Here is a 7,770-nt window from a genome sequence, read left to right on the forward strand (position 1 = left end):
CCCCGTATCGCCCCCTTATCGCCCCGACCCGGTGGCGCCCCGCGTGGATTTCCGCTTCGGTGAGGGAGAACCGTTCAGTCGGACGCGCCGGCGGTTCGCGTGATGTGCGCGCTGAAGGCGTGCGCCCCTGGCGTGCGGCGCTTCCGCGCTCCCGTCGACGGCGACCTGGAGGACCAGATGGACATCTCGCTCGAAGTGCTCCCGCTGCCCGTGACCGACATCGACCGGGCCCGGGACTTCTACCGGGACAAGGTCGGTTTCCACGTCGACATCGACCAGGAGGTCATGCCCGGCATGCGCATCGTCCAGCTGACGCCGCCGGGCTCAGGCTGCTCGATCGCGCTGGGCGACATGATCTGGGAGATGGCCCCAGGCCCCAAGCCGGCCCCCGGCTCCTACCAGGGCCTCCAGCTCTGCGTCGCCGACATCAAGGCCGCCCGCGCCGAACTCGTCGAACGAGGGCTCGACGTCTCCGAGCCCGTCCAGTACGCCCCCGACGACGGTGCCACGTTCATGTACTTCACCGACCCCGACGGGAACGGCTGGGCGATCCAGGAGTACCGCCGCCGCGCCTCGGAGCCGCTGCACCGCGTGCTGGCGGACCTGGCCGCGCGGGAGCGGTGAGGCCGGCCCTCGCGTGCGGGGGCCCCGACACGGAGAGACCGCGGCGCCTGCGCACCGCGGCGGTTCTCCTCCTGATCACTTGTTGAAGCCACCCGGGGCGTTCCCACCGGGGTTCACCACGTCGAGGCCGTTGCCGTTGCAGTTGCCCTTGGGGGTGTTGCCACCGCCGTTCTGGCACTTGAACGGGGGATCGGCGTTGGCGACGCCCGCGGCACTGCCCAGGCTCAGCGCGATGGCGGCCGCACCGGCGCCGAGCGCCGTAGCCAGCCGCTTACCCGTCAGTCGTGTCATTCCGCTCAGCCTCCTGTGCTGCTCGGCTGTGCGGCAGAGCCTTCCGGGACTGTCGCGTTCTCCTCCCCACGGTTCTCCCCGGGCTGGCATATGTCAATGGACCATGCGCGCGCGACGGTGGCGGGTGGGGCGCCCCGTGTACGGGCGTCCGGGGTAAGGGCACCCCACCGCGCTTCGCTCACCTCACCGGACGTACGACTCCACGTAACCCCGCGCGGGCGATCCCACGCCCGTCACGTCGTCGTAGCCGTGTACCGCCGTCAGGGAGCTGTCCCGGCCGAGCGTGCGCACGGACGTGGTCATCCCCTCGGAGGCGTCGTAGGTGTTGGCGTAGTCGACGCGGGCCACGGCCAGACCCGTGCCGGCGCCCAGGGGGGTGTCCGTCACGTCGTGGTACGCCTTGGTGCCGTAGCGGGCGTAGATCGCCGGGTTGGCGAAGCCGAGCGGCCGACCGCCGCGGGCCTGCTGGGCGAGGGACTGGACGGCCGCGATGACCGGCGCGGCGAGGGAGGTGCCGCCGATCCGGTACTCGCTGTACCGCTGCGACCCGTCGGGGAAGGACTGCGTCTGCCCGACCAGGAAACCGGTGTTGGGGTCGGCGATCGCCGCGATGTCGGGGACGACGCGGTTGCCGGCCGCGCTGTTGGCCGTGGCGAGGGCGTGCGGGACGACACCCCGCTGGTAGAACGGCTCGGCGACCGTCCTGCTGGTGCCGCCGCCCGCGCCTGAGGTGAAGGCGCCGGGGAAGCCCGCCCAACTCCCGCCGTCGTCCGCGAGCGTCGCCTTGAGCGTGCCCCAGCCGGTCTCCCACAGATACGTGTCGTTCCTGCCGACCGCCAGGGACGTACCGCCGACCGCCGTGACCCACGCCGAGTTCGCCGGGGTGTCGACCTGCTTCGTCCCGGTGTTGGCGACCTCGTCCCCGTTGTCGCCGGAGGAGAAGTAGAAGCCGATGCCCTCGACCGCGCCCAGCTGGAACACCTGGTCGTAGGCGGCCGCGAGGTCCGGCGTCTGGTGGGCCTCGATGTCGCCCCAGGAGTTGGAGACGATGTCGGCGAGGTGGCCGTCGACGATCGTGCCGAGCGCGTCGAGCAGGTCGTCGTCCTGGCAGGACGAGGCGCCCACATAGGTGATCCGCGCGTCCGGCGCGACCGCGTGCACGGCCTCGACGTCGAGGGTCTCCTCGCCGTACCAGCCGGACGCCTGGCAGTCGTCGGTGTGGGTGTAGTTCTTCGGCAGGACCTGCCGCAACTGGCCTGCGGCGTAGGGCGCGTCGCCGTGCCGGCCCGCGTAGGCGGCCGCGTCCGCGGCGATGGTCGGGGAGGCGTACGCGTCGGTGATGGCGACGCGCACCCCCTTGCCGGTGTACCGGCCCGCGCCGTACGCGGCCCGCAACTGCCGGCCGGTGTAGCCCTTCACGGCGTACGGGATCTCCTTGCCGTACGCGTCCGGCAGGGTGCTCGCGATGTTCGAACCGTAGTACGAGGAGAACGGCCCGGCGTTGCGGAACACGGCGCCCGGCGGCGGCAGTTGGTCGTCGTGGGTGGCCCGGTGGGGTGCCGTGTCCAGGCCGGTGACGGTGAGGACGGCGCCGTTCAGCGTGGCCGGTGCGGAGGCCGTCGTGGTGGGCGCGCGATAGGTGTGGCCTTCCTTGCGGTAGTTGTGCAGTTGGGTGCCGAAGGCCCGCTCGGCGGCCGCCACTTCACCGGTGACCGTGACATAGCGCCGGGTCGTGCCGGTGATCCGCAGCCCGGCCCCCTCGAGCCAGGACTTCACGGCCGAGACCTGCGCGGGGGTCGCGCCGAAGCGTGCCCGCGCCTGCGCGGCGCTCAGATATCTGCCGTACGACGCCGACGACGGGTCCGAGACGGCCTTGGCGTAGGCGGCCAGCCCGTCGGCGTCCCGGCCGGCCAGATAGACGCGGAGGGAGAGGGAGGAACTGTCGGCGGCGGCTCCCCGGTCGGCCTGGGCGGTGGCCCACGCGGGCCTCGTCCCCCGCAGGGCGTCCCGGCCGGGGTGGGGCGCGGCCTGCGCCGTGGGCGCGCCCAGCGTCAGCGCGCCGGCGAGCAGGGGCAGTGCCGTGGCCAGGCTCGCGCCGGCGCGCAGCGCGGCACGCCGTGACCTCGTGGATCTCATGGATGAACCCCCTGGGATGCGGTTCGTCGCGAGTGGGTGGGGTGGGCCGAGCGGATCCGGTGGATGCGTGTGGATCACTCGACCTCGGCCACTCTCGCGATGAACCGTTCATGCCAGGGAATGGCTCGGGGCACGGCTGGGCCAAGAAGCCCCCAAGCGAACGTATCGACACCCCAAGGAACCGTATGCGCAAGGGATTTGCGGCATACGTCCCCGAGGCGTCATGACCGCCGAAGCACCGAGGTGCTGAACTGCCGGACGCGGCAGGGGGCGGTGGACGGGGCCGGATGGGTCGGCGGCGGAGGATGTGACCGGACGGGCCGGCGGCGGTGGTTGTCGCCGGACGGGCCGGCGGCGGTGGTTGTCGCCGGACGGGCCGGAGGCGGTGGACCGGGCCCGTCGTGTCACAGCCGTCGGCCCGCCCGACGTGGTGTCGGGCGGGCCGGTGGGGACGCGGGCGGGTGTCGTCCTACGGGCGGGGTGCGGCTCCCCGGGCCTTCAGCAGGTCCGTCATCAGCGAGATCTCGGACTCCTGGGCGTTGACCATGCCCTGGGCCAGCTTCTTCTCCACGCCGACCGTGCACTTGGCGACGCAGCCCTCCGCCATGTGGATGCCGCCCTTGTGGTGGTCGGTCATCAGCTGGAGGAAGAAGATCTCGGCCTGCTTGCCGTTGAGCTTGCCGAGCTTCGCCATCTCGGCGTCGGTCGCCATGCCGGGCATCAGGGAGCCGTCCTCGCCGGAGGCCATGTCACCCATGCCCATCCAGGCCATCGGCTTCTGCGACGACACCTTCGGCAGACCCCACAGGTCGAGCCAGCCGATCATCATGCCGCGCTGGTTGGCCTGGGTCTGCGCGATGTCGTACGCGAGCCGCCGGATCTCCTCGTCGTCCGTGCGGTCACGGACGATGTACGACATCTCGACGGCCTGCTGGTGGTGGACCGCCATGTCCCGGGCGAACCCCGCGTCCGCGGAGTCCGTGGCGGGGGCCTTCAGCCCGGGGTCGTCGCCGTCGGCGACCGCGTACGTGATCGCCCCGGCCGCGACGAGTACCGCCGCGGCCCCGGAGGCGATCCAACCGATGTGCTTCATCTGTCCCACTGTTCCAGATCGCGTTCGGCCGTCGTCAGGAAATGCCGTTGGTGCAGGCGGCACCCGGCTCGGGCGTCTGCTGGCCCTGGACGAACTTCTGGAAGAACTTGTCCACGTTCGGGTCGGTGGCGCTGGTCACCGTGCGCTGGTGGCCCCAGGCGCTGAGCATGATCGGGTCCTTCTGGTCCTCGACCGGGCTCATCAGCGTGTACGGGGTCTTCTTGACCTTGGCCGCGAGTGCCTTGACGTCCGCCTCGGAGGCCTTGCCGTTGTACGTCACCCAGACCGCGCCGTGCTCCAGGGAGTGCACGGCGTTCTCGTTCTTGATCGCCTTGTCGTAGACGTCGCCGTTGCAGTTCTGCCAGACCGGGTTGTGGTCGCCGCCGACCGGGGGCGTCATCGGGTAGGTCACCGACTTGGTGACGTGGTTCTGGGTGAGCTTGGTGCTCCACGTCTTGACGCCGTCCGCGTCCGTCGTGAACTTGCCCTTGCCCTTGGCGTCGCTCGCCGAGGCGCTGTCGGCGCCGTCGTTGTCCGCCTGCGAGCGGATCAGGACCGTGCCGCCGACGACGAGGCCGGCGACTATCACCACGCTGGCGCCGATCACGAGGATCCGGTTCCGGCGCTCACGGGAGCGCTCGGCACGGCGCATCTCCTCGATGCGCGCCTTGCGCGCCGCGCTGCTGGTGTTCTTGGCGGCCATGGGTTGAGTCCTTAGTGGGGGATGAGGCGGATGGGACAGTAGGACCAGCTGATCGTAATTTGATGGGCTCCCTCTCGTAAACGAGGGATCCCGCCTCCCATGGTCGCGCGCGGGGCGCGAGGGGCGCGCGGTTATGACCAGGGCGTTACGGACGGGTACGGCCGCGGCCGTATACCGGACGCCGCGGGCGTTACGCGAGGGCGCGCGAGCAGGCAAGATGGGCAGCAGAGCGGTTGAGCGGCGCAGCGCGCGGTACATCTGCCGTACGCCCGCCGTTCAGCCCGTGGTCGGTCCGCCGATCAAGGTGCGCAACACGCGTGAAATGGTGTTGTGGTGGGATGCTCAGACGCCCGACCGCATCCCGTCGCTCGGGAGCAGGACGGCCTGACCAGCAAGGAATGGGTGGAAGCGGAAGATGGACAAGCAGCAGGAGTTCGTGCTCCGTACCTTGGAGGAGCGCGACATCCGTTTCGTACGCCTGTGGTTCACGGACGTGCTGGGCTTCCTGAAGTCCGTGGCCGTGGCCCCTGCCGAGCTGGAACAGGCGTTTGACGAGGGCATCGGCTTCGACGGCTCGGCCATCGAGGGCTTCGCCCGGGTGTACGAGTCCGACATGATCGCCAAGCCGGACCCGTCTACGTTCCAGGTCCTGCCGTGGCGCGCGGAGGCCCCGGGCACGGCCCGGATGTTCTGCGACATCCTGATGCCGGACGGCTCGCCGTCCTTCGCCGACCCGCGCTATGTCCTCAAGCGCGCCCTGGCCAAGGCGTCCGACCTGGGGTTCACCTTCTACACGCACCCCGAGATCGAGTTCTTCCTGCTGAAGGACAAGCCGCTCGACGGCTCCCGTCCCACCCCGGCCGACAACTCGGGCTACTTCGACCACACCCCCCAGAACGTCGGCATGGACTTCCGCCGCCAGGCGATCACCATGCTGGAGTCGATGGGCATCTCGGTCGAGTTCTCCCACCACGAGGGCGCCCCCGGCCAGCAGGAGATCGACCTGCGCTACGCCGACGCGCTGTCGACGGCCGACAACATCATGACGTTCCGCCTGGTCATGAAGCAGGTGGCGCTGGAGCAGGGCGTCCAGGCGACCTTCATGCCGAAGCCGTTCTCGGAGCACCCCGGCTCGGGCATGCACACGCACCTCTCCCTCTTCGAGGGCGACCGGAACGCGTTCTACGAGTCCGGCGCGGAGTACCAGCTGTCGAAGGTGGGCCGCTCCTTCATCGCGGGCCTGCTGAAGCACGCGGCCGAGATCTCCGCGGTGACGAACCAGTGGGTGAACTCCTACAAGCGCATCTGGGGCGGCACCGAGCGCACCGCCGGCGCCGGCGGCGAGGCCCCCTCGTACATCTGCTGGGGCCACAACAACCGCTCGGCCCTGGTCCGCGTCCCCATGTACAAGCCCGGCAAGACGGGCTCGGCGCGCGTCGAGGTCCGCTCCCTGGACTCGGGCGCGAACCCGTACCTGGCGTACGCGCTCCTGCTGGCCGCCGGCCTCAAGGGCATCGAGGAGGGCTACGAGCTCCCGCCGGGCGCCGAGGACGACGTCTGGGCCCTCTCCGACGCGGAGCGCCGCGCGATGGGCATCGAGCCGCTCCCCCAGAACCTCGGCGAGGGTCTGGCCCTCATGGAGCGCAGCGACCTCGTCGCGGAAACCCTCGGCGAGCACGTCTTCGACTTCTTCCTGCGCAACAAGAAGCAGGAGTGGGAGGAGTACCGCTCCGAGGTGACGGCGTTCGAGCTGAGGAAGAACCTGCCGGTGCTGTAAGGGCAGGTCAGAGCGGGTTTCCCGCTGTTACGGCGCATGAGGCCGACGGTCGTGGACCGTCGGCCCCATGGTGTCTCACTGGCCCTGGGCCGTCTGAGGGCCGTCCGGCCCAAGGGGCGCACGAGCAGGAATCCGTGCCGCAGGGCGCGCCGAGGCTCGTCCGTTCCATGCGCCATGCGTGATACGCCGTGCATCACGTGTCATGTGCCGCGAGGTTGCGTCATGATGTGCTCATGACCACATACCTCGACGTGTCCACCGCCCACCGAAAGGCCGATGCCGCGTAACCGGCCCGGCGCACTGCGCGCGGCACGGCGCGTACGACACCGTCCGTTCAGGTGGGACACGCCCTCACCGGACCGCATCCACGGCCTCTCGGCCCGCACCAGCCTCGCCGTCCACCGGTTCGAGGCCCTGTCGAACCACTACAATGTCTTCCCGGGCGTCACCGATCGCGCGCTCCGGCGCTACCGTGCGTTCCTCACGCCTCCCGGCCGCCGGCCCCGCTATCCGTTCCTGGAGGACTGCGCGTGCCGCGGCTGCTCGCTCCTGGACGTGCGGCACGCGCGTGACGTCCTCGGCACCGTTCTGCGCGGCCTGCCGCTGCGGCCCCGCACCGAGCTGGGGCGCCTGGTCGCCGCCTTCGACGCGGGCTACCTGGACCGCACCCTTCCCGACCCTTTCGCCGACGTACGCCGGGAGTGGCGCCCCGACGTGTGGTGGTACCGCCGCCTCGAAGGCTGCCGGTACGCCGCGACGGGGGCCGTCTGATGCGCGCGGCTGCGACCGTCCTACCGGGCCGGCCCGACGTCAGCCCTTCGCCTCCCTGCCGAGGAACCGGGCCGGCACCGCCACCCCGGCCGGCGGCGCCACGAGGTGGCCGACGGCGAGGGCGGCCCCTCGCGACGCGGTCAGGGCCGGAAAGGCCCAGGTCACCAACGCGGCCACGAGCACGGTGACCGTCGCCAGAGCGAGCAGCGCGGCGATCACGGCCGCTCCGCGTGGCCGCGCCCCCGCCCGGTACAGCTCCGCCGCGGGCCCCAGCGCGGCCAGCGTCGTCATCAGGGCGACGAGGCCGGGATCGGGCAGCACCCCGAACGGCCACGGCTGACCTCCCCGCCCCCACCACAACCCCCCGTTCCGCCT

General features: G+C 71.0%; 8 protein-coding genes. 3 read left to right on the forward strand and 5 right to left on the reverse strand.

The genetic code is table 11. The annotated features are described in order from the left end of the window. Nucleotides 1-177: 177 nt before the first annotated feature. Nucleotides 178-624: a VOC family protein gene (locus AOK23_RS01650; protein ID WP_055710963.1), complete on the forward strand. Its 447-nt coding sequence runs from the start codon at nucleotides 178-180 to the stop codon at nucleotides 622-624. 75 nt (nucleotides 625-699) lie between these two features. Here the strand turns inward: AOK23_RS01650 and AOK23_RS01655 are convergent, their stop codons facing one another. The 4 genes from AOK23_RS01655 to AOK23_RS01670 form a co-directional block, all read right to left on the reverse strand. Beyond that, nucleotides 700-915, reverse strand: a complete 216-nt coding sequence (locus AOK23_RS01655) for a hypothetical protein (protein WP_055710956.1) — start codon at nucleotides 913-915, stop codon at nucleotides 700-702. A 183-nt stretch (nucleotides 916-1,098) separates the two neighbouring features. Next, a complete protein-coding gene (locus AOK23_RS01660; protein ID WP_055710957.1) occupies nucleotides 1,099-3,051 on the reverse strand; it encodes a S53 family peptidase in 1,953 nt (650 codons plus the stop codon). Nucleotides 3,052-3,520: 469 nt separating this feature from the next. Next, nucleotides 3,521-4,144, reverse strand: a complete 624-nt coding sequence (locus AOK23_RS01665; protein ID WP_055710958.1) for a DUF305 domain-containing protein — start codon at nucleotides 4,142-4,144, stop codon at nucleotides 3,521-3,523. Nucleotides 4,145-4,178: 34 nt separating this feature from the next. Beyond that, entirely contained in the window at nucleotides 4,179-4,847 is a 669-nt protein-coding gene (locus tag AOK23_RS01670) for a DUF3105 domain-containing protein (RefSeq protein ID WP_055710959.1), read from the reverse strand. A 415-nt stretch (nucleotides 4,848-5,262) separates the two neighbouring features. On the opposite strand from AOK23_RS01670, the gene AOK23_RS01675 reads away from it, so the two are divergent. After that, nucleotides 5,263-6,624 (forward strand): glutamine synthetase family protein, encoded by a 1,362-nt coding sequence (locus AOK23_RS01675; protein ID WP_055710960.1) that lies wholly within the window; start codon nucleotides 5,263-5,265, stop codon nucleotides 6,622-6,624. A gap of 276 nt (nucleotides 6,625-6,900) precedes the next feature. Next, nucleotides 6,901-7,395, forward strand: coding sequence for a hypothetical protein (locus AOK23_RS01680; RefSeq protein ID WP_055710961.1), 495 nt, complete (start codon nucleotides 6,901-6,903; stop codon nucleotides 7,393-7,395). A gap of 39 nt (nucleotides 7,396-7,434) precedes the next feature. Here AOK23_RS01680 and AOK23_RS46480 read toward each other — a convergent pair. Continuing rightward, a partial coding sequence (locus tag AOK23_RS46480) for a hypothetical protein (RefSeq protein WP_157877910.1) occupies nucleotides 7,435-7,770 on the reverse strand: 336 nt, incomplete at its 5' end.

Origin of the sequence: Streptomyces torulosus, from assembly GCF_001419765.1 — a bacterium.
GTDB classification, from domain to species: Bacteria; Actinomycetota; Actinomycetes; order Streptomycetales; family Streptomycetaceae; genus Streptomyces; species Streptomyces torulosus.